Here is a 21,711-nt window from a genome sequence, read left to right on the forward strand (position 1 = left end):
TTGACGACACAGTCTGTTCCAAACACCGGCAAAACTGATTTTGCCGACGAGATTCTTGATCAGGGAAAGCTTATCTCGGATAAGCTCGACCTGCTGCGCATCGAGCAATTCCCGCCGAATGCGCAAAAGGGCTTGCGACTGTTCGGCATTGCCGAAGTCGCCGAGTTTCTCGGCGTTACCCAGAACCATATCAAGAAACTCCATCTGGAGGGCAAAGGCCCCTCCCCCGTCGTTTCGGCCTCCGGCCGGCGCTCCTATTCGGCCGAACAGATCCTGGAACTGCGCCGGTTTCTGGACAAGAACGGCCGCTCCGAGAAGTTTTACGTGCCTCATCGTCGCCCGGGCGACGATCTCCAAATTCTCTCCGTGGTCAATTTCAAGGGTGGCAGCGGCAAGACCACGACGACGGCCCACCTCGCCCAGTATCTGGCGCTGACAGGGCATCGCGTGCTGGCGATCGATCTCGACCCGCAAGCTTCGCTCACCGCCCTGCACGGCATCCAGCCGGAGCTCGACAACTCGCCCTCGCTGTTCGAGGCGTTGCGTTATGATGACGAGATCAAGCCGATCAGCGAGATCATCCGCCCGACCAATTTTCCCGGGCTCGACATCGTACCGGCCAATCTCGAGCTGCAGGAATATGAATATGAAACGCCGCTAGCGGCCACCGACCGGTCGTCCCAGGAAGGTCGGCTGTTCTTCACCCGCCTCACGCGAGCGCTGAAGGAGGTCGAAGCCGATTATGATGTGGTGGTGATCGATTGCCCGCCGCAGCTTGGCTATCTCACGCTGACGGCCCTGACCGCCTCCACCTCGGTCCTAATCACGGTGCATCCGCAGATGCTCGATATCCTGTCGATGAGCCAGTTTCTGCTGATGCTTGGCGGAATTCTCGATTCGATCCGCGGGGTCGGTGCCAGCGTCAAGCTCAACTGGTTCCGCTATCTGGTGACCCGTTATGAGCCCACGGATGGACCGCAGGCGCAGATGGTCGGCTTCATGCAGGCGATGTTCGGCAGCCGGATGCTGAAGAATCATATGGTGAAGTCCACAGCCATTTCCGATGCGGGCATTACCAAGCAGACGCTTTATGAGGTGGAACGCGTGCAGTTTACGCGGACGACCTATGACCGAGCGATCGGCTGCCTCAACGACGTCAATGGCGAGATCGCCGACCTCATCCACGAAGCATGGGGGCGCAAGTGATGTTGCCAGCCGTACGGACAGCCGGATTTTTGCACATATTCAAACGCTTATCGATTGATCGGGGAGGCTGATATGGCACGCAAGCACCTTTTGAACCATATCATCAACCCGAAGGAAGCGGGCGACAAGCCCGAGGGCGAGCGCGACGGGCGCTCTGCCTATGCGCTGCGCGGCGCCTCGCGCTCAATGTTGCAGTCGCTTGAGGAAATGGCAGAGAATTCGCTCAGGGTTCAGGATGGCGAGATGATCGTCATGCTGGATCCGAACGATATCGATCCGTCGCCCTATGTCGATCGTATCGAGGAAGACGGCGAGGCTTTCAATGTTCTCGTCGAAGCCATTCGCGAGGCCGGCCAGATTTCGCCGGTACTCGTGCGGCCCAACCCGGAGAAGCCCGGCCGCTTCATTCTCGTCTATGGTCATCGCCGCACGCGCGCTGCAAAAACACTCGGCATCAAGGTCCGCGCGATCATTCGCGAAATCGAGGACCTTGCCCATGTCGTGGCGCAGGGGCAGGAGAATACGGCGCGCGCGGACCTGTCCTTCATCGAAAAGGCGCTGTTTGCCAGCCGGCTGCAGCAATCCGGTATAGACAGGCAGGCTATCCGTCAGGCGCTCAGCATCGACAATGCCATGCTTTCGCGTATGTTCTCGATCGCGGAAGGTATTCCGACGGACATTCTCGAACAGATCGGCGCGGCCAAAGGCATTGGCCGGGATCGCTGGGACGAGCTCAAGCGCTTGCTTTTGCCCCCGGCAAAGCTGGAACAGGCGCGTCAGTTTATGGCGGAGGAGCCTTTTCAGGAGCTCTCCTCGCCGGATCGGTGCCTGGCGCTGCTGGAAGAACTGAAGCGCAAGGGAAGGCGGGCGAAGCCGAAGAATAGCAGCGAAAAGAAATGGTCGCTGGGCGAGAACAAGATGAGCGTGACCACGAAGCACGCCGCAAACGGCTTTTCTCTCTCACTCAAGGCCACGGATGCAGATGCCTTTGGCACCTATCTTTCCGGTCAACTGGAAGAGCTTTACGCCGAATTTCAAAGCCAGCAGAAGAAAGGATAACGCGCAAAAGAAAAAAGGCCCCCAAACGACGAGCGTCCGGAAGCCGATTTGTAACTAGCACCTACTGATTCGCATTTCCGGCCGTCCCAGTCAAGAGGCTGCAGTTCATTCCGTGGACTGCGGACGGGATTTCTTTTGCCTTTTTGAAAGGTGAACCTATGGACAATGCGATGACAACGACGCCCTTTGGGCGGCGGCCGATGTCGCTCGCGATGCTTTCAAACCAGAAAGTGGCGCGGGAGGCCCCGAAGGGGGCGCGGCTCAACAAGTGGAAACTGTTTCATACCGTGCGGGAAGCACGTACGGCGTTGGGGGCGAGCGATCGCGGCCTTGCGATCCTGAACGCGCTTTTGACCTTTTATCCCGAGAACGAACTCTGCGAGGAGACCGGCTTCGTGGTCTGGCCCTCCAACGAGCAGTTGATCGCGCGCGCCAACGGCATCTCGCCGGCGACGCTGCGCCGTCACCTGGCCGTCCTGGTCGAGTGCGGGTTGATCATCCGGCGCGACAGTCCGAACGGCAAGCGCTTCGCCAGGAAGGGCAGGGGAGGGCAGGTCGAGCAGGCCTATGGCTTCGACCTGTCGCCGCTGGTGGCCAGGGCGGCCGAGTTCGAGGCGATGGCCGCGCGGATCGCCGAGGAGCGCCTGGCGCTGAAATGCGCCCGCGAACGGCTGACATTGCTGCGCCGGGACATCGTCAAGATGATCGAGGCCGGGCTCGATGAGGGCGTTCCGGGCGACTGGGCGAAGATGAGCCGTGTTTACCGCGACATCATTGACCGGCTACCGCGCCTTCCAGACCTGGCGATCGCCGAAGATATTTGCGATGCCCTGGCTCTGCTGCATGAGGAAGTGCGTGAGACATTGGAATTTCACGTAAATTCGCAAAAAATAAACGCCAATGAGTCTCATGCTGAGCGCCACAAACAGAATTCAAACCCAGAATCCCAATCTGAATCTGAATATGGCTTAAGAAATAAATCAGAAGCGAGCGGCAGCGCCGACGAAACCGACAACCTGCACAGCCTGCCGAAGCGGGAATTGCCGCTGGCACTGGTGCTGGATGCCTGCGAGGGCTTTCGGGATCTGGCAAAGGGAGGCTCGATCCGTAACTGGCGGGACTTCCTGGGCATCGCCGAGATCGCCCGGCCAATGCTGGGCGTCAGCCCCAGCGCCTGGCGGGAGGCGGCCGAAATCATGGGCGACAAACAGGCCGCGATCACGTTGGCAGCGATCTACCAGCGCGGCGAGGCCGTCGTCAGCCCCGGCGGCTATCTCCGCAACCTGACGGAACGGGCGAGGGATGGCCAGTTCTCCGTCTGGCCGATGGTCATGGCGCTGCTGAGGGCAAGGATCGAGGCAGGGAATGCCACGCAGACACCGCCTACCGATGACGACGGGACAGGGGAGGACGGCCGTGACGATGGGTTGACCGTTTCTTCCGCTCTCGCCCGCTCCCTGAAGAAGCCGCGATCGTGATCCTGTCAGCGGTTCGTCTTGCGCGGCGGATCATGATCGGCGAAACGACCGCATGACCGCGACGTCTTCCGATTGTTCACGCGCTGTTTTCGTCGCTGAGTCGTGCCAGATAGTCCCGCAGCAAACTCGCCCGCCGGGGCCGAAAACTGGCGCCCCTACCCGAAAGGCTTTCGATCCGGTCGACCCGGAACATCCGGAAGTCATCGCGCAGGCAACACCAGGCCAGAACCGTCAGGACGCGTTCGCTGTACATGATGGCAAGGGGACGAATGAGGCGCCGGCTGGCAACGCCGGCCTGATCGCGGTAGCCGATTTCGATCTCGTACTCATCCCAGCACGCTTGCCGAAGGGTGGGCAGGCAGGGATGCGCGTCGTAGCGTCCAGCGGGCCGATAGACATGGGATATCGCATGCAGCAAATGTTGCTCGCTGTCATCGGGCAAGGTCGCGGCAATCTTGGCAAGAACGGCCTCGGCGGCACGCGCCAGGTCCGGGTCGCCCATATGGCGCACTTCCCCCAGACCCACGGTCATCGCCTCGATTTCCAGACGATCGAAGGTCTGCGGCGGCAGGGCGTAGTCCTCTATCAGGCGATAGCCATAACCGCGTTCTCCTTCGATTCTAGCGCCCGACAATCGCAACAGTTCGATATCGCGATAGATCGACCTCACGGATACGCCGCGTTCGGCCGCCAGGCGTTTCGCCGTGACCGGCGGCGCCATGACGCGCATAAGCTGAAGAAGGCGCAGCAATCTGTCGGGTCCGCTCATCGTCCAACTGCCGTGAAGTGTCAGTTGGGTCCATCTATACACGCTTCATCCGGGTCGGATAGCCAACGAGTGTCCATCAAGCGCCCCGGCTCCAGATTTCAGCGAAAGAGAAAGTCATGATTTTCAGTGCATTTGCCCAGATCAGTCTCTGGGGCATTCTTGCGGCCGCCGCATTCGGTTTCGTGTTCGGGGGCCTGTATTTTGGCGGCCTGGTGCCGCGATATTACGCAATCGCACTCGGGCGGGAGGCTCTGCCCGCCGCCCGGCCGGACGCGCTGACCATCCTCGGGCCTTTTCTGTGCAATGTCGTCATGATCGTCACCACCGCGGCGATCATGCGCATGATCGCCATTGCCTCCCTTACCGACGCCCTTTCGCTCGGGCTGGTGATCGGCGTCGGTTATCTTCTGGCGATGTGCATGACGATTGCGATCAATCCCAATTTCCCCCGGCCGTTCTTTTATACGATGGTGAATGCGCCCTATTTTCTGATCAGCAGTCTGATGACGGCTGCCCTTCTATTCCTGTTGCAGTAGGGCCATCACCTGAAAAGGCATGGACGGCGTGAGGGCAGGGGGGCCGGCCGTGTGTGAAAACGAGCCGACACACGGCTTCGACTTAGCAATTGCGAGGATCGGCCGGGCCGGATTTGTACTTCACACGGCCCATGGATCGATCAGCTCTATGCCACAACCCGTGAAATCCTTGATATTGCGTGTCGCAAGGGTGAGCCCGTGTGCCATTGCCGTGGCCGCGATCAGCCCGTCCATCGACGACATTCCGCGTCCACGGCGCTTTGCGTCCCCCATCAGGTCGCCCCAGGCGAAAGCCACGTCTTCGTCCACGGCAAGCACGCGTTGCTCGAAACGTTGCGGCAGGTCGTTGGCAAGCCAATCGGCAAGAGCATCGCGCCTTCGCCCGCTGTCCATGAGCGCGACACCGCGACGGATTTCGGCAAGCGACACGACACTGATAAAGGAGCGATCCTCGTCAATCTCATCCAGCCATGCAAGAACGCGGTTCTCCGGGCGCGGCTTCGTCACTTCAGACAGGACGTTGGTGTCGAGCAGGAGCTTCACAGCGATAGATCGCGTGGCTCGTCGCCCTGCCGGTCGAGATCAAGCTCGGCGCCACGCAGCGGGGACGCCAGAAGAAACTCGGCCAGGGTCCCCTTGCGCGCGACCTTCCGCTGCCATTCTTCGGCGGAGACCACCACGACGCTCGGCTTGCCGTTGCGTGTAATTGTCTGTGGCGTGGATTGCGCACGCTCAATCACCTCTGAAAGCTTGGCCTTTGCCTTGGCGACCGTCCAGTTCTTTTCATCGTGCGATACGGGCTGCATTGCGCGCCTCCTGACCAGAATGACCATGATGACTATATAATCAATCCCCTCATGAACGGCAAGAGGCGCCAGGGCAGGGAGGCGTCTGGCGCGTTACCGCATTTCATGGACGGTGAAACGGTATCCACTTTGCCTGGAAGTGCTCTACAGCCCCGCGGCCTTTGTGAGATTGACGCGGAACCGGTCACGCCTGCGCTGATAGCGCCTTGTCATTTCGGCGGAGGCATGGCCGAGCTGTTTCTGGATGTAGCGCTCGTCGACTTCGGCCGAGGAGGCGAGGCCCGCTCTCAAGGAGTGACCGGAGAACAGTTTTATCCGTTCGGCCTCGGGCAACTCGCCGCGAATGCCGGCGGCAAGAACGGTCTTCTTGATGAGGCGGGCAATCTCCTGGTCCTTCAGCCGTTCGGAACCGACGGCCTTGCCCTTGTCGGTGACCCGGCGAAACAGCGGGCCATGGCCGATCCTGCCGAGCTTCAGCCAGGTTTCCACGGCATGGACAGGGCAGGTGAGATCGGAGGAGCCGCGGCCGATCTCCACCTCGCGCCAGCCGGTCTTGCCGCGCAGCGTCACCAGCAGCCCCTTGTCGAGGATTTCGATCCAGCCGTTTCCGTCCTCGGTCTGGTCGCGGCCGCAATCGAGCGCGACGATCTCCGAGCGGCGCAACCCGCCGGCAAACCCCATCAGCAGCATGGCGCGATCGCGCAGGCCTCTGAGCGTGCCCCGGTCGAGCGTTTCGACCATGGCGATCAGCTCCTCGGGCAGGATCGCCTCCTTCTGGCGCGGGGGGGCGGCATGGCGATTGCGGATGCCGGCGAGCACGGTGGCGATATGCCGGTCGCGGCGATCGAGCGTGAGGCCGCGCTGCGCATAGTTCCACGCGATCGCCGACAGCCGCCGCTCGATGGTGGAAACCGCGCTCGGCTTTGCCCGCGGGGCCGCTTCCCCGGAGGCGAGGGCCGTGATGTAGAGACCGACGGTCTGCGGATCGGGCGGCAGGGTCGCAAGCTCCTTGCGCCGGCACCAGCTTGAAAAATGCGCCCAGTCGGCGGCATAGGCGCGCCTTGTATTGGCCGCGCTCGCGGCGTCGACGTAACCGCGGGCGCGTTCGACCAGCGGCGCGAGATGGCCCGTCAACGCGCCCGACGGCTGCAATTCATAAGCGGCGCTCGTGCCGAGAGACGGGCTGGCGTGCGGATCGACGTCGTTTTCGGGCATTGAGGGCCTCAAAATGGGGTTTTTCTCTATAATGAGCATTATGAACGATAATGCAAGATTATCAATCATAATAGCAAAAAGACAAGCTGTGCGCTTTATGTCGATTATGCTGGCATTAACTGCTCGTTTCGGTTAGCGTTGGCGCCATGGATTCGTACGCCGCGCCACCCGCCAGAACCGCCGCGACCACCGCGCCTTTGCCAGCTTGGACCCGCCCGCGCGGGCCCCAATTGAGCGAAGCCGATGCCGCCTTCTCGGCCGGTATCGCTCTGAAATCCCTTGATGATCTCGTTCGCTCCGAACCCGTCTGGGCCGGCTGCTGGCGCGAACGGCAGGCGCTGAAATGCGCCGCCGCCGCCGTCCGCCTGACCGGCCGGGGCGAGGACGAGGCGGCGCTGCGCGATGCCGTCCTGCTCACCGCCGCCGGCGACGATCCGGGCCCCGCCGGAACGATGTTTCTGGCCTACAAAAGGCTCGTCGCCCGAAAACCCGGCTTTTCTGTGAAACAGGTCGAAGAACTTGCCGACCTCATGGGGATCGCTTGGAATGATGATCTCGCGTCGATCCTAGAGCTGGCGGAAGCCGCGCTCCAGTCCGGTCGCGCCGTTCCCTTCGTGGTCGCCGACCTTGTGACCGCAATCCTCGCCGCCCGTCCGGACGCCGAACCTTTGGCCTGGGCGATGGCCGACATGCTGATCGCAACCCTGTTGAAGTGGAACCGGCCCGTACCTTTGATGATAGCGGAGCGTTACGGCCCTGCGTTTCGGACCATTGGGGGTAGGGGGCGTGTGCGGCCAGGCGAACCGGCTTTTGCCCGCGCGGTCTGTCTGGCGCTTGCCGACGGGGCCGGGGCCGCATTGCGGACGGCGGGTGCGATCGCGCGCCGGGCCGACATTCTTGTGGCCGTCGCCCTCAAGGTGCGGACGAAGGGGGCCGGCCCGGTCATTCAGACGCTCTTGGAGGAGGACGCCATGCCGGCTTCAGCGCCCGGCAGCAAGCTTTCCCGCTGGGCCGCAACCCGCCTGTTCGAACGGCTCGAAGGTTTCGGCGCCGTGCGCGAATTGTCGGGCCGTTCCTCCTTTCGGATTTTTGGATTGTGACGATGGCCGGAGCAGCGGAGAACAGGCCATCCCGCCGCAGGAAAGCGAATGCCGCAGATCAAAAGGCGGGAGGCGAACGCCTCTTTGATCGGGAGCTCGAGGCCTTGCCGCCCGAACTGCGCTGGCGCGAATGGATGCTGCGGGTCGAGGCGGTGATCTTCGCCGCCGCCGAGCCGGTCACCCGCGAGACGCTTTCCCGCGTCGTCGGCAAGGCCTGCAGCATCGATCTTCTGATCGACGATCTTCGTGAAGAACTCACCGGTCGGCCCTACGAGATCGTCGCGGTCGCCGGCGGCTGGCAGCACCGCAGCCGCCCCGCCTATGCCGACGCGATCCGCGCCTCTGCGGCGCCCACAAGGGGCGGGGTGTCAGCCCTTTCCGAATTCGAGTCCATGGTGCTGATGGCCGTCGGCTACTTCCAGCCCATCACCCGCGCCGAACTGTCAAAAATCTTCGGCAAGGAGGTCAGCCGCGACACCATCGGCGCGCTCCGAAGCGCCACCCTCATCGCCTCCGGCCCCCGCAGCCCGACACCCGGCGCGCCCTACACTTACGTCACGACGAAGCATTTCCTCTCCGCCTTCGGCATGGAAACGCTGCGCGATCTGCCCGATATCGAAGCGCTGGAGGATGCCGGATTGCTCAGCAGAGCCGTCATGCAGGAGGAGGCGATGGTGGCCGTGGTCGAGGGCGAGGAAGAGTAAGGCTGTTGCCGCCGGGCTCGCGCGACTCCTTGAACCTTCATGACAACTGCCACCCGGAATCCGCCTTCAGTTGAAGGCGGCCTGAAACTGAGCGGCCATCAGTGAAACATGGGCTTCGAGCGGCGGCCGGAGTTCGAACGCGCGGGCGTCCCGGGAAAAGTCGAACAGACGCACCAGGCTCCATTCGTGGCAACGAGCGTCTGCGACCTCCAGCTCGTTTCTCGAGATATAGAAAGGCGTGCGCTCCCATCCATTCGTCGTCTTCACCTCGATCAGTCGTGGCAATCCGTCGGGCGCGAAACTGGCAATATCATAGCCTGCGCCATCACCATCCTCCTGGGACACCCAGCGGACCTTCGCCGCCAGATCCCTCCGCCCCGAGGCTGCAAGATGGGCGCGTTCGTGATGGAAAACACGCTCTTCGCCAGCTTTGCCAAGCGAGCGGTTTCGCTCGTCCCTTCCCGCCACGTCAAATCTGCGCGCGATCGCCTCGATCTGTGACAGTTCGGCCGGAGGCGGCGCATTCTGCATCGTCGGCGGTACGCCGAAGAACAGGGGTGGGGCTTCCGCGAAACCCGAAGGCAATTCGACCGCGCTTGCAGTCTCGAACGACGGGTTTCTGGCAAGCCATCGCGAAACGGCCTCCGCCAGCGCCATCTGAAAATTGAAGCGGGGTTGGTAGCCGCCGATGTAAGGAAGCCCAAAGCCGATCATCGCGGCCGAGATATTGCAGTTCTTGAACTCGATCGAGCCTTTGGACCGGCCAAGGGACTGCTGCAGGCACCGGTTGTTCATCGCCTTGTTATAGGCGCGACCGGCCAGCTCCTCCTTCAGCATGTCGAAGTAGACGGCGACGATCGCGTCGTTTTCCGGATCGGACCAATGCTCAGCGTTCATGGCGCCAGGCTATGACGGCTAAACTGCTTTGTCACGGGAAACCCGTCAGCCGAGCATCTGCAGCCCATGCTTCTGTACCAGCGAGAGGAGCTTGAGCGCCGGCCCGCTTGGCCGTTTGGCGCCGGTTTCCCATTTCTGCACCGTTGACGGGCTTGTGTTCAGGTAACGGGCGAAGACTGGCTGACTGACATGGTTGTGTTCGCGCAGAGCCTTGATCGCGTCAGGCGTCAGTTCCTGCGGGACTACAAGGCAGTCCTCATCGAAGGTTCGCATCGTTTCCTTGTCGATGGTCCCGGCTGCATGCATACCTTCAACCGCACTATGGATCGCCTCGAAGGCGTCGCTCTTGAATTTGCGTTTACTCGCCATGGTCTATCTCCAGCAGGGCGCCGATCCCGAGCTCCGCCTCGAGGTCGGCAGTTGTCTTGCGACGGTAAAGCTCCGCGAGCTTCCGGAAGGCCGCAAGCTCGTCGTCATCAATGTTCGCCCGGTCCTTCTTGGCGAAGAGATAGGCGAATACCCAGAATTCTCCGGCTTTTGCCAGAACGATGGACCGATGCATGTTTTCGTTGAGCCGCTTCTTGAAGACGCCTCCGCCGAGATCGTCGGCCTGACCAAGGGCAACCTGATGAATTGCCTTCGACAGAGCCTTGTCGGATATCCGCGCCTTCTTTGCCGCTTTTGCGAACCACGCTGTTTTGAACACTCGTTCTGACATTTATCTATATAGCACTAAGTGCTATATTCCTCAAGGTTGAAAAGGCCGCTATGCCGCCTCCCATACCTGATTCAGAATCCGGGCGGCAAGCGCTGCCTTGTCCTGTGGCAGGAAGCGCCCATAGTGCTCTTGAACGACATCCGGCGTGTCCTGGATCGCATAGCTTGCCTGTTCGTAAGACCCGGTTTGCTTAAGGATATGGGTTGCCAGAATGTCGCGAAGATTATGCGGGCCGTGTGGCAGCAGACCCTTGATGGCGCCGCGACCGGTGTAGGGATTATAGATTCCATAGCGCTGTATCACCGTGCGCCAGGCTTCATAGAACGTAGTGGAGCCGTATGCTGCCTGCTTGCTGGTCGCCTTCACCGTTTTGATGAACAGGGTGCCGGGATCATCTGCCGGTCCGAGCAACACGCCGCGGTGACGATCGATATAGGCCTCGAGGTATTTGTAGAGATCGAGCAGGTCGGGCAGGATCAGGCGGAATGGCTTTTGCCCGAAGAAGGACGAGCCGGAGTTCTTGAAGGCCACGGACGGGATGAGCACTTCCCATCCGCTATCACGATCGCTCCAGCGCAACTCGCCGCATTTCATGTCTTCCAGCCTTCGCTCGGATGTCGGGAACTGACCGCGAGGGCAGACGCGAAGCTGGCGAAGGTTCTTCTGCCGAAGCCCCAGATGCAGACCGAGACGAAGCAGCCGGAACAACCGCACCGCCTCTGCAGCCGCGCGCGGATAGCGGTCTTCGTCCGGCATGCGTCTCAAAATCTCGTCGGTGATCTTGCGATATTCCGACAGTGGACTGTCCGCCTCAAGGACGACCATGATCGGTTCGAAGGGATCGCGATGCACCCGCATCACCCGCTGGATTTCCTTGGAGCGGTAGCCGGCATGTCGGTGGAATGCATCGCAGGCGCCATGCCAGTCCCGAGAGGCAAACGCGATCTCCTCCGGCGCAATCAGGCCTTCGATCGGGCGAACTTTCTGCAAGAGTTCGGGATGTTGCCGGATCCAGCCTACCTCCGAGCGAGTGAGGGATTGCGCGACCATCAGCATGTCTTCTTCCCATTTGGTGTAGAAGCCACGGCGCTGCTCCCGCCATTGCAGATACCAATCCCAGACGCCAGGGAAGATCAGCAGACCGAATGTAAGCTGGCTGAGCGATACCCCACGGCCTTTGATAATGCCGGAAGGGGAGGCGGCAAGCGCGCCGAACATCAGGCCGAGATGTTCGATCTTTTGCGATGCCGTTTCCTCGCCCCAGACTCCGTTGCGTTGCAGCCCGATCGCCGTCAGCGTCGACGTCTTGAACCGAATCAGGTCGGCCATTTCCATTGCCAGCCGCGGCGGCGCGTCTACGACGCCAGATAGAAGGTCAGGATCCTCAAAGGATTCCGCAGCCGTATTGTGAATGTTCTCCGCCAGGGAATGCTCCCGGGGAGAAAGCGATCCGCCTCCATACGTAACGCCGGGAAAGCGAACGGCATAACGCTGTTTGCTGGCCTTGGCCTGATAGCGCCGATAGTCGGTTGTTCCCGATATGATTACCCGGCGGACCCAGTCAACGATCTCCTCCCGCTTGCTGAAGGGAAGACTGCTGAAATCATCAGGAAGGTGCACCGCAATCCGTCTTCGCTCGGCAGGACTGATATCGCCAAGGTCGTGACCATGGAGAGAGCGGTTCTGGTGTGGCAGCTTCGCCTTGAAATATCCTTCCGGCAATCGGTACCGCTTTTCGATGCGGGAGAGAATTCGGAAACTCGCGACCGATCTCGGCACGCTTTTGCCCTCAAACCAGGATAGCATGGTCTTGTGGTCGAATGTTTCATCGAGCCGAACGACGGCGCGATAGAGCTGCCAGTAATTCTCGCCGAACCGACGCATCTGATATGCAAGCGCTTCTTGGAAACCATCGGGATCATGTGCTGCATCGAACAGCGGTTCCGGAAATTCCTGGATCGGTTTGGGTTTGGGGCCTCTTGAAACCCGCATGGGATCCGGTTGTGAAAGGCTAGCCCCAGATCGTCGAGGCTTTCGGGTGGAAGAGCCTTTAACTTTTGAGGCATCGCGGGCGGCATACCCTTGTCGGACCCTAGGCTTTGGCGCCTGGCCGTCCTCGGACAGGGCAGGGGCGCCGAGCCACCGAGTGATTGCATCCAATGCGATGCGGAACTGCTTCTTCAAATCAGCGGAAATCTCATCCTCAATCCCACAGCCATCGCTGACTGCAGCCCAGTCGATGCGCCCGTTCCGCAAGGGTGGTGACTCTCGATAGGTGACGAGGCTGGTGAGATAGGGCTTGATCTTCTCCAGCGTCCGCTTGGACGCGACCGGCGCTATGCGTATCTCGCAGAATTTTGAGATTTTTGGCTGAAAATGACATGATGAAAATTCTTGTTTTGGCATGCTCTTTTTCCGTTGCAATCGGCACCAATGCCGAAAGGAACCGGAGATAGAAATTGCTGTTTAACAAATGATGCACGCCGCAAAGCGAATGCCGACTCCGGTGACACGCCACCGATACTCGAAAGGCGCACCTGTCGGGGTTAGACCCCATTCGATTTCTTTAGAAAATTTTCCAGATATAGATATTAATATACCAAATAGAATATTGTGTTTCATTATAGATTTTGGTTGTTTACCAGCGGTAAACCGAAAACTCTCATTTCGAATGAGGTTTACTTGTTGATGGTTAGCAACTCAACCGTCAATAATACCATTTGAGGAATACTGCCTTTGAGATAGAGTTCGTTTAGAAAATCATTTACTATGATTTCAATGTCTTACGAAATCGCGACTTTGCCAATCAGCGGCTTGATGGAGCCGGCGTTTCGCGCCGGTATCGCCCTGGCGCGTCTCGACGAGCGCATCGCCCGCTCCCCGGTCGGCGCCGGCTTTCTCGAGCGGCAACATTTCGCCGACGCCTGCGCCTCGCTGTGGATCGACGGCGAACTCGTCCATCTCGAGACCTCGTCCTCCACGACGCTCTTCGCGATACCCGCACGCCGACCCACCAACTCACCATCGCCCGCGACGTGCTGCTCACCCGCCGGCGGATTTCGGGCCAGTCTCCTGATTGGGCATTATCGGCTGACGGCTTGCGCACGCTGCGACAGATTTCGGAGATCCCCTCGGCCGACCAGAGCGAGGCGAAGATGGTCGGCTCCGTCCGCCCGGCAATCGCGATCGCGGCCGTGCCCGATCCGGAAGGGGAGGGGAAGGGTCACAGAGATGCGGAGGATCTGCCCGACGTCGACTATGCCGCCATCGATGCGACGTTGGCCGATCGTCGGCCGCAATCGAGGACGCTACACGTCCGCGCCGCACCGGCGGCCGTGCGACGGCCAGCAGCCCCGAAAAGGATCCGATGATCTATGATCTCGACTGGGACGAGGACGCCCGGCTCGATGAATGGCGCGCGGCGTTGTGCCAGGCCGACGGACTGCCGGCGGTGCTGCAGGCGATCATCGCTCTCGATGCCTGGAATGAGCTTTCCGTCCTGCAGCATGCGCCGTGGCTCGGGCGGTTGCTTTCGGCTTCAATCCTGCGGCACGCCGGCGTCACCACCGGCGCCCATCTCGCCGGCATCAACTCCGGACTCAGAACCATTCCCGTCGATCGGCGCCGGCATCGCGACCGCGACACTCGGTTGATTGCCATCGCCGGCGGCCTCGTGGCGGCCCGCCGAGCTCGGGACGAAGGAGCATGACAGGCTATTGCTTGCGAAGACCATGATGAACCGGAGGCTGGAAGGTCGGCGTGCGTCATCGAGGTTACCGGACCTGGTCGAGCTCGTCGTGGCCAAGCCGCTCGTGTCGGCCACCATGGTCCGCGAGACGCTCGGCGTCACGCCGCAAGCGGCACGGCGCATCGTCCAACAACTCGGCATCACGGAGAGAACGGGGAGGGGGAGATTTAGGGCTTGGGGACTGTAATTACTAACTGTTGTAAGAAGCTCACCGACCTATCCTTGCGGGATTTCGGCTTGCAGACAAGCTATGATCGGAAGGCAGCTCGCATCCTGTGCGCAAGAGAGCAGGCATTTTATCAGGTAGCGTTCGCATATCGACGGTGACGGCATCGCGGATGCGATCACCGATGATGTGACCGAGACCGATGCGGAGGGCGTGACGACCATCGAAAGTGCGTCCTATGCCGGCGATGGAGTTACCTTGACCGCGTTCACGCGGACGGTGAAGAGCGCGGACAGGCTTGCGGTGACGGTGAGCGCCGACGAAAACGGCGACGGCGCCATCGACCGGGTCACCGCCAGCGTGACCGATACCGCCGGCGCGGTGACAGTGACCGAGACCGGCTATTACGCAGACGGCACGGTCGCCGGTGTGATCCGCAGCGAGACCAGCGCCAACGGGCTTGAAACCGTTGTGCGTAAAGATGACGATGGCGATGGTATTGCCGAAAGCGTGCGGACGGATACGACGGGCTATCTGGTGGACGGCAGCACGGTCACCGAGACCCGGATCGAAAACACGGACGGATCGCTGCGGTCGGTGAGCCGCAAAACAGTCGGCGATGACAAGCTGGTTGTCACGACCGAGACCGACAGCGATGGCGACGGCGTATTCGAGAGAACGCAGACTGCGACTACGACGCTCAATGCGGATGGCGGCCGAACGACTGTGACCGAGACGGTTGCCGAAGACGGGACGCTGCTTTCCGCTATCGAGGAAACAGTCAGCGATGACGGTCTCTCGACGACGAGCCGGCAGGACCAAGACGGCGACGGCAGTTTCGATCTTGCTGAAACCCGCGTGACGGTTCTGCAGGACGATGGCGGCACGATAACCACGACAGAGCTGAGCGATGGCGACGGCGTTCTGCGTTCGCGACAGGTCGAGACCGTCTCAGGTGACGGACGCGCAAGCAGCGTGACGCGGGATGTCGATGGCAACGGCACGATCGATCGCATCGATACCACGACCACCGCCGCGGATGGCACGGTCACCACGGCGACGGACTATCTGAAGGACGATGGGGTCTATGCGCGCGAGACGCGCGTGAAGGATGCAGCCGGGCTGACGGTCACGACAGCCGCGGATCGCGACGGCGATGGCGACGACGATATCATCCGGGTTTCCGAAACGGTTCTCAATGCCGATGGCTTGCGAACGCTTGTCGAAGATGCCCGCGCGCGCAATGGCGCAGTCTCGGCCAGAACCGAAACCACGAAGAGCGGCGACGGCTTGCGTTCGACGGAAAGGCGCGATCTGGACGGCGACGGGGTGTTCGACCGCAGTCGGGAGACGGTGAAGACGGTTTCCGCAAATGGCGTGACCTCGGTGACGACGCTGCTGAGCGCGGCGGGCGGGGCGCTTCTGGCCGCCGAGGCGCAGACGGCCAGCGCCGACGGGCGGCTGGTCACGGTGACGCGCGATGTCGATGGCGATGGAGCGACGGACAGCGAGGCGATCACTGCCATCGGCGATATCGGCGCGACCACGACGACCACGACATGGTTCGATGATGCCGGCGACATCGCTGCCACGCGGACGGAGACGGTCAGCGGCGACGGGCTTGAACGCAGCGTGCTTTTCGATCGCGATGGCGACGGCGTTGCCGACCTCAGGCGCCACGCGAGCGCCGGTGTTGCCGCGGACGGGACGGTCAGCGAGACGGATGCCTGGTATGACGGGACGGAGGCGCTTCTGGCGCAAAGGCAGGTCGTATCAGACGCCAACGGGCTCGACAGCGCCGTCTACTTCGATCTCGACGGTGACGATGTCTTCGAATTCGTGACGGAATCCGACACCGTGTTTGAAAGCGACGGAACGGTCGTGGAAAGCACCGAGACCCGGGACGATCTGGGCGGGCTCTTGTCCGCCGTCACGACCACGACGACGGGTGACGGGCTTGTCGGCGTGAGTGAGACCGATCTCGATGGGGACGGGGTGGTCGACCTCGTCAGCGAAAGAGCTGACCATGCCGGCGGCGGCTCCACCGTTTCCAGCCGGGCCTATGATGACGGGCAACTGGTCTGGTCGAAAACCGTGACCACCAGCGCCGACGGGCGCAGCGTGACAAGTCTGCTTGATCTCGATGGTGATGGTGCGGGGGACCGACGGATGTCCTCGCTCATCGATGCCGACCAGTCGACCACGTCGGTGTGGGAGGATCTGGAGACGGCAGGCAATGCCGCAGTTGTGATCCGGCAGGACAGCGATGCAGGCGGGATGCAAACCGGGACCACATTCGATCTTGATGGTGACGGCGCGGCCGATCTGAGCCGGACCGAGACGATCGCTTACGACGACGCCGGCAATGAAGTGACGACCCTCTCGGAATATGCCGGCGGACGTCTGGTCCACCGGGAGCTGCGCACGGTCGCGCAGAACGGCCTGACGAGCGCGACGGAGGTCGACGCGGACGGGGATGGCGTGACCGATATCACCAAGACGGTGTCGACAACCTATCTCGATGACGGCCGGATCGAATCGCTGTCGGAAACACATTATGCCGATGGCCAGTTGAAGACCGCTTACCGCAAGATCGTCAGCGCCGATGGTCTGACGGAAACCGAAACCTTCGATTATGACGGCGATGGCGGTATCGACAAGGAACGGGTGAGCGTCACGCAAGACGACGGGCGGACGGGCGTCACGGAAAAGACCTTCGATGGCGAAGGCGTGGTGACCGAGACCTTCGTCACCACGACAAGCGCCGACGGATTGCAGCAGACCATTCTGCGCGGCGATGTCACGCAGACGATCCACTGGTCTCCGCTGGAAAACGGCTCCTATCGCTGGAACAACGGGATTACGGCCGACGGCGATGACACACACCGGGCCAGCGAACACACGGTCGACGCTGCAGGCATTGAGCGCTGGGTGCTGACCGAGACATGGTACGAGGACGGCGCCGTCCGGACAGAAATCCATGAGATACAGCTGAACGAAGCTGCCCGTACCCGTCTGCTGACCGATGCTGCGCGCCTTTACGACACGATTCTCGACCGCGATGCAGACTTCGCCGAACGTGAAGAACTGGTGCGCTACGTCGCCGGCGGCGCGCTGGATGAAAGCGCCCTGGCGGAAGCGCTGATGGCATCGGAGGAGTTCACCCTTCGCTACGGCGAATTGTCGGATGCCGGCTTCGTGACGCAGCTCTATCTCAATGCCTATGGTCGCGCGCCCGGGCTTTCGGCTTTGAGCGCAGTGCTTTCGACGCTGGCTTCGGGAGGCCTCACCCGTGCCGCCTTCGCAGCTGAACTGGCGCAGTCCTCCGAGCATATCTTTGCCGGCAACGGACACGCGCTCACCAACAACTACGACACGATCATGAACGCGGCGGTGTTTGAGCGCAGCCTCGATGAAGTGCATGTCCGCGAGACGCTGGAAAAGCTGACGGACGTCATCTTCGACCGCGATCCCTCGGTGCGCGAAAAGGTGCTTCTGACCGAGCAGTTGATGTATGGCCGCGATACGCTCGCCGATATCGCAGAATGGCTGATCGACGGCGGATCGGGCGCAACCTCCGCGCTTGCCGGGCTTTCGACCGCGGAGTTCATCCGCCAGGCTTTCCGCAATGCGCTCGGCCGCGAAGCGAGCCAGGCCGAGACCGACACCTGGACCCAGCATATCGATGCCGGCACCATCTCCGCAGCCCAGTTCGTTGCCTCGCTCGCACTCAGTACCGAACACGAAACCACCGGAAACACCCCGGAAAACCCGCCCGCATACGCCGCATACCAGATCGAGGGGACGGCCGGAAACGATACCCTCAACGGAACCGAAAACGATGACGAAATCGCAGGTTATGATGGTGATGACACCATCGACGCCAGAAGCGGCGATGATTTTGTCGCCGGCGGCGCGGGTAACGATGTTCTCAATGGCGGCGTTGGCAGCGACCGCCTTTACGGTGGGGATGGCAATGATGTGCTGCTTGCCGGCGGTGAAACCCCGGACACTGTCAACGATGACTATCTTGATGGCGGCGCCGGCAATGACGACCTTCAGGGCGGTGGCGGCAATGACACGCTGATCGGTGGCGCCGGAGACGACACTTTTGACGGCGGATCAGGCGATGACACTTACATTTTCGACAGAGGGTTCGGCAGGGACTACATCTATGATCCTTCCGGTGGATACGACGCCTTGTATTTTGGCGACTCCATATCCGCTGCAGATCTGGTTGTGACCTTGTCGGGCAATGACCTCCTGATCGGATTGCGGGACGAGAACAACCCGGGCAAGAGTATTTCCGAACTCGATGATGTCATTACGATTGGCAACTGGAAATTCGAAAATAGCCGGATTGAGTTCCTGCGTTTTGCCGACGAGTCGGTTTTCTACATCGGCCAGCCGTCCGATGTGACCTCTGTCGCCTCGGTTGACCATCTCAACAGCATTCTGTGGGGCAGTTCGCATGGTGATCTTCTTTTGGGCAACGAGCTAGATAATTATTTCGTAGCCTATGAGGGCGATGACCTCATAACCGGCGGCGGTGGTAACGATGTGCTCAATGGAGGTGTTGGCAGCGACCGCCTTTATGGTGGAGATGGCAATGACGTCCTGCTTGCCGGCGGTGAAACCCCGGACACTGTCAACGATGACTATCTCGACGGGGGCGCCGGCAATGACGACCTTCAGGGCGGTGGCAGGGGAATCGCGTATGGCTTTTAAGCTATTGAATATTTGACGCAAATCGATTCATCTTCAGCCTTTCTGTTGTGGAGGGTTGGATGGACGGATTTGCGTCTCTTTTCGGGTCGGTTCCGGACCCTCGGGCGGCCAATGTCCGCTATTCGCTGAACAGCGTTTTGTTCATTGCCTTGGCCGCGGTGCTGTGCGGGGCCGAAACCTGTCAGGACATGGCCGACTTTGGCGTCTCCAAGCACAAGCTTTTGAAGGAGATCGTGCCTCTGCCTTACGGCACTCCCAGTCACGACGTTTTCTCGAATGTTTTCAGACATATCGACCCTGAGGCTTTCGAAACGGTCTTTGCACGCTTCGCGCAGGCTTTCGCAAAATCCATCAGCGGCGTCATCGCCATCGACGGCAAGGCCGTGCGCGGGGCCTACAAACGCGGCGACAAGGCCTCGCCCCTGCATCTGGTCAACATCTGGGCCGCCGACCAGCGCATGGTCATCGGCCAGCAGCTCGCGCCGGGCCGCAGTGAAGTCAAAGGCGTTCTGCAAGCTCTTTCATGCTTGTCGCTGGATGGCTGCATCGTCACGGCTGACGCGCTGCATTGCAGGGCAGACACAGCCTCTGCCATTCTCAAGACCGGCGCCGACTATGCGCTTGCACTCAAGGGCAACCAACCGGGCCTTCTCAACCGGGCGATCGCCCTGCTTGAAAAGGAAAGCAACCCCGACAGAGCCGAAAAGGCCGATGGCAAGGCCCATGACAGAACCGAAACCCGACGCGCCGTCATCGTCAAGGCGGAAGGAATGGATTTTCCCGGCGTCAAGGCGATCGCACGGCTTGAAAGCATCCGGGTGGAGCCCGATGGCCGGCAAACGCGTCACATCCGACATTTCCTGCTGTCCAGGTCAGTCAGCGCTACCGCCTTTCTGGACATCGCCAGAGCGCACTGGACGATCGAGAACCAACTGCACTGGGTGCTCGACGTCGCCTTCTGCGAAGACGCCGCCAGAAACCGAAAGGATCACGGGCCCCGGAACCTCTCGATCCTTCGCAAGCTCGCTCTCAACATCATCCGACACCACCCGGACAAGGCGTCCATCCGGCGCAAAATGAAAAAAGCCGGATGGGACGATACCTTCCTAATCTCAATGATCGCTCATATGCGATAGCCCTGAGGGCGGTGGCGGCAATGACACGCTGATCGGTGGCGCCGGGAACGATACGCTTGATGGCGGGCATGGTGAGGACCTGCTTTATGGCGGTGACGGGAATGATGTGCTTCGGGGTGGGGGTGACCACGTTTTCCACGATGTCACCACGTCAACTACCATCGCGTCGGAGTGGTGGAGCCATCACTTCCGCAGTGTTGGCGATGTCAACGGGGATGGGCGTGATGATGTTATCGCGCTTTCCGGAAATGATGGCTATCGCGTCCTGCGCTCCTCGTTCGGCAACGGCAACGGCACATTTTCCGATGCGGGCTGGACGGATCAGGGGCCGATCGGTGGCTGGTGGGCCGGCCGTCAGAGATTTGTCGGCGACGTTAACGGGGACGGAAAAGACGATCTCGTGGCCATCACGGCGGATGGCGCGCAGCGCGTCGAGGTCTGGTACGGCAACAGCGGCGGAACATTTTCGTCCCCCACTGTGAGCTACAACGAACTCGCCAACCAGTGGTGGAGCGCCAAGGAGAAGTTCCTCGGCGATGTCGACGGCGATGGTCACGCCGATATCGTCGCGCTTTCCGGCGACCAGTACGGAAACCAGTACACAAATGTGTGGAAGGGAAGGGCCGACGGGTCGTTTGGCGCCAATGTCCAAACACGGGTGGTTGCACTTACTCCCTATCATTCGAGACAGTTTCTTGATGATGTTAACGGCGACGGCCGAGCCGACCTTATCGGCTTCAGTCAGGATGGCGCGGCGAATATTCACGTGCTCCTTGGTCAGGCGAACGGAACATTCTCGAATGCCATATATACGCACGATGAACTTGCTTCCGGCTCATTAAGTTCGGTGGAAAAATATGTCGGGGATGTCAACGGAGACGGGCGAGCGGATATCGTCGCGCTCGGAACGGGAAACCAGACAGCCGTGATTTACGCTGGCACGGCCGACGGACATTTCACCTATTCTCATAGCATCTCGACGCAACTGGCCAGTTCCTCCTGGTACGGCAAGTTCAAGGAACTGGCGGATGTGGACGGCGATGGCAAGGACGATTTGATCGGCTTTTCCGAACTGGACAATGACCACGCTCATATTCTGGCCACCTCGCTTGGCGGGGGCAGCCGGGATATATTGCTGGGCGGCAACGGCAATGACAGGCTCGAAGGCGGAATGGGCGATGACTGGCTGGAGGGTGGTTCCGGGGCCGACGTCTTTGTCTTTGAGAACATGTTCGGCCATGACGAGATCAAGGACTTTCAGCATGCCGTTGACAGGATCGATCTTTCCACCGTCGGGGCGATCACGGATTGGTGGGATCTCTCTCAGAACCACCTTGTCGAAAGCAACGGTCAGGCGTTCATCACCGATGATATGGGCAACTGGATCGTCCTCGAAGGCGTGTCGAAAGCCTCGCTTTCCGAAGGCGATTTCATTTTCTGATGAG

At 60.8% G+C, this 21,711-nt stretch carries 17 protein-coding genes and 1 pseudogene; 10 read left to right on the forward strand and 8 right to left on the reverse strand.

Annotation, left to right across the window (positions count from 1 at the left end):
* The 3 genes from repA (at position 1) to repC (ending at position 3,743) form a co-directional block, all read left to right on the forward strand.
* Positions 1 to 1,206: a plasmid partitioning protein RepA gene (gene repA, locus Mame_RS25690; protein WP_018067139.1), complete on the forward strand. Its 1,206-nt coding sequence runs from the start codon at positions 1 to 3 to the stop codon at positions 1,204 to 1,206.
* 72 nt (positions 1,207 to 1,278) lie between these two features.
* Complete coding sequence (gene repB / locus Mame_RS25695) at positions 1,279 to 2,265, forward strand: plasmid partitioning protein RepB (RefSeq protein WP_018067138.1); 987 nt, start codon at positions 1,279 to 1,281, stop codon at positions 2,263 to 2,265.
* Positions 2,266 to 2,423: 158 nt separating this feature from the next.
* Complete coding sequence (gene repC / locus Mame_RS25700; protein WP_018067137.1) at positions 2,424 to 3,743, forward strand: plasmid replication protein RepC; 1,320 nt, start codon at positions 2,424 to 2,426, stop codon at positions 3,741 to 3,743.
* 76 nt (positions 3,744 to 3,819) lie between these two features.
* On the opposite strand, the gene Mame_RS25705 is transcribed toward repC, so the two are convergent.
* The gene (locus tag Mame_RS25705) at positions 3,820 to 4,512 is read right to left on the reverse strand and encodes a helix-turn-helix transcriptional regulator (RefSeq protein WP_026173981.1); all 693 of its coding nucleotides are present in this window, start codon (positions 4,510 to 4,512) and stop codon (positions 3,820 to 3,822) included.
* A gap of 116 nt (positions 4,513 to 4,628) precedes the next feature.
* Here Mame_RS25705 and Mame_RS25710 point away from each other — a divergent pair, with 116 nt between their 5' ends.
* Positions 4,629 to 5,048: a DUF1761 domain-containing protein gene (locus Mame_RS25710; protein WP_018067749.1), complete on the forward strand. Its 420-nt coding sequence runs from the start codon at positions 4,629 to 4,631 to the stop codon at positions 5,046 to 5,048.
* Positions 5,049 to 5,168: 120 nt separating this feature from the next.
* On the opposite strand, the gene Mame_RS25715 is transcribed toward Mame_RS25710, so the two are convergent.
* From Mame_RS25715 to Mame_RS25725, 3 genes are all read right to left on the reverse strand, one after another.
* The gene (locus tag Mame_RS25715) at positions 5,169 to 5,591 is read right to left on the reverse strand and encodes a type II toxin-antitoxin system VapC family toxin (RefSeq protein WP_018067750.1); all 423 of its coding nucleotides are present in this window, start codon (positions 5,589 to 5,591) and stop codon (positions 5,169 to 5,171) included.
* Positions 5,588 to 5,854: a type II toxin-antitoxin system Phd/YefM family antitoxin gene (locus Mame_RS25720; RefSeq protein WP_018067751.1), complete on the reverse strand. Its 267-nt coding sequence runs from the start codon at positions 5,852 to 5,854 to the stop codon at positions 5,588 to 5,590. Before Mame_RS25720 ends, Mame_RS25715 begins: the two co-directional genes overlap by 4 nt.
* Positions 5,855 to 5,998: 144 nt before the next feature.
* Positions 5,999 to 7,069, reverse strand: coding sequence for a site-specific integrase (locus Mame_RS25725; protein WP_018067752.1), 1,071 nt, complete (start codon positions 7,067 to 7,069; stop codon positions 5,999 to 6,001).
* Between the two features lie 146 nt (positions 7,070 to 7,215).
* Here Mame_RS25725 and Mame_RS25730 point away from each other — a divergent pair, with 146 nt between their 5' ends.
* Both Mame_RS25730 and scpB read left to right on the forward strand, forming a co-directional pair.
* Positions 7,216 to 8,169: a DUF1403 family protein gene (locus Mame_RS25730; protein WP_026173983.1), complete on the forward strand. Its 954-nt coding sequence runs from the start codon at positions 7,216 to 7,218 to the stop codon at positions 8,167 to 8,169.
* 2 nt (positions 8,170 to 8,171) lie between these two features.
* Positions 8,172 to 8,873 (forward strand): SMC-Scp complex subunit ScpB, encoded by a 702-nt coding sequence (gene scpB, locus Mame_RS25735; RefSeq protein WP_018067754.1) that lies wholly within the window; start codon positions 8,172 to 8,174, stop codon positions 8,871 to 8,873.
* A 66-nt stretch (positions 8,874 to 8,939) separates the two neighbouring features.
* On the opposite strand, the gene Mame_RS25740 is transcribed toward scpB, so the two are convergent.
* The 4 genes from Mame_RS25740 to Mame_RS25755 are packed head-to-tail and all read right to left on the reverse strand — an operon-like array spanning position 8,940 to position 12,894.
* Positions 8,940 to 9,770, reverse strand: a complete 831-nt coding sequence (locus Mame_RS25740; RefSeq protein WP_018067755.1) for a protein NO VEIN domain-containing protein — start codon at positions 9,768 to 9,770, stop codon at positions 8,940 to 8,942.
* Between the two features lie 45 nt (positions 9,771 to 9,815).
* Positions 9,816 to 10,139, reverse strand: a complete 324-nt coding sequence (locus Mame_RS25745) for a helix-turn-helix domain-containing protein (RefSeq protein ID WP_018067756.1) — start codon at positions 10,137 to 10,139, stop codon at positions 9,816 to 9,818.
* A complete protein-coding gene (locus Mame_RS25750) occupies positions 10,129 to 10,488 on the reverse strand; it encodes a type II toxin-antitoxin system RelE/ParE family toxin (protein WP_026173985.1) in 360 nt (119 codons plus the stop codon). Before Mame_RS25750 ends, Mame_RS25745 begins: the two co-directional genes overlap by 11 nt.
* Positions 10,489 to 10,536: 48 nt before the next feature.
* On the reverse strand, positions 10,537 to 12,894 hold the full coding sequence (locus Mame_RS25755) for a hypothetical protein (RefSeq protein WP_026173986.1): 2,358 nt from the start codon (positions 12,892 to 12,894) through the stop codon (positions 10,537 to 10,539).
* A gap of 363 nt (positions 12,895 to 13,257) precedes the next feature.
* Between Mame_RS25755 and Mame_RS25760 the strand changes: the two are divergent.
* The 4 genes and pseudogenes from Mame_RS25760 (at position 13,258) to Mame_RS25775 (ending at position 21,707) form a co-directional block, all read left to right on the forward strand.
* A pseudogene (locus tag Mame_RS25760) lies at positions 13,258 to 14,423 on the forward strand (RHE_PE00001 family protein).
* Between the two features lie 168 nt (positions 14,424 to 14,591).
* On the forward strand, positions 14,592 to 19,130 hold the full coding sequence (locus Mame_RS27565; RefSeq protein WP_079921068.1) for a DUF4214 domain-containing protein: 4,539 nt from the start codon (positions 14,592 to 14,594) through the stop codon (positions 19,128 to 19,130).
* Between the two features lie 59 nt (positions 19,131 to 19,189).
* Positions 19,190 to 20,266 carry an ISAs1 family transposase gene (locus tag Mame_RS25770; protein WP_079920686.1) on the forward strand — a complete coding sequence of 359 codons (1,077 nt, stop codon included), beginning with the start codon at positions 19,190 to 19,192 and terminating at the stop codon, positions 20,264 to 20,266.
* A 106-nt stretch (positions 20,267 to 20,372) separates the two neighbouring features.
* Positions 20,373 to 21,707 (forward strand): FG-GAP-like repeat-containing protein, encoded by a 1,335-nt coding sequence (locus Mame_RS25775; protein ID WP_079921069.1) that lies wholly within the window; start codon positions 20,373 to 20,375, stop codon positions 21,705 to 21,707.
* Positions 21,708 to 21,711 lie beyond the last annotated feature (4 nt).

This window comes from Martelella mediterranea DSM 17316, from assembly GCF_002043005.1.
In the GTDB taxonomy this organism is placed as follows: domain Bacteria; phylum Pseudomonadota; class Alphaproteobacteria; order Rhizobiales; family Rhizobiaceae; genus Martelella; species Martelella mediterranea.